General features: G+C 66.5%; 1 pseudogene. It reads left to right on the forward strand.

The features are described from left to right. Window positions 1-795: pseudogene (locus M3I53_RS38000) on the forward strand (hypothetical protein); the annotation flags it as partial.

The raw sequence follows: 795 nt of genomic DNA on the forward strand, positions 1-795 counted from the left end.
ACACGGCAGAAGTACAGGCACTGGGCTCGGCGGGCATTGGCCAGCTGACGTCGTCGCAAGTGCAGTCGCTGACCTCGACGGCGCTCAACGCGCTGACGACGTCGCAGCTGGCGACGCTGTCGGTGAACCTGCTGACGAGCGCCCAGGTCTCGGGTCTGAGCACGGGTCAGCTCGCGGCACTGAATTCGACGCAGGTGCGGCAGCTGAACTCGGCTGACCTCAAGGCGCTGAGCACGAGCCAGCTCGTGAACGGTCTTGGCACGGCAGGCATCGCCTCGCTGACCAGCACGCAGGTGCAGTCGCTGACCACGACGGCGCTGAACGCACTGAGCACGGCCCAGCTCGCAACGCTGGCAATCGCCTCGCTGACGACGGGTCAGGTGGCCGGTCTGAGCACGGGCCAGCTGTCGAGCCTGATTTCGAGCCAGGTCCAGCAGCTGGGTTCGGCAGACATCAAGGCGCTCAGCACTAACCAGGTCGTGAACGGTCTGGGTTCGGCGGGCATCGCGGCGCTGACATCCAGCCAGGTTGCGCAGCTCGGCACGGCGGACCTGAGTGCGTTGAACACGGCAGAAGTACAGGCACTGGGCTCGGCGGGCATTGGCCAGCTGACGTCGTCGCAAGTGCAGTCGCTGACCTCGACGGCGCTCAACGCGCTGACGACGTCGCAGCTGGCGACGCTGTCGGTGAACCTGCTGACGAGCGCCCAGGTCTCGGGTCTGAGCACGGGCCAGCTCGCGGCGCTGAACTCGACGCAGGTGCAACAGCTGAACTCGGCTGACCTCAAGGCGCTGA

The organism is Paraburkholderia sp. CNPSo 3272 (assembly GCF_024206495.1).
In the GTDB taxonomy this organism is placed as follows: Bacteria; Pseudomonadota; Gammaproteobacteria; order Burkholderiales; family Burkholderiaceae; genus Paraburkholderia.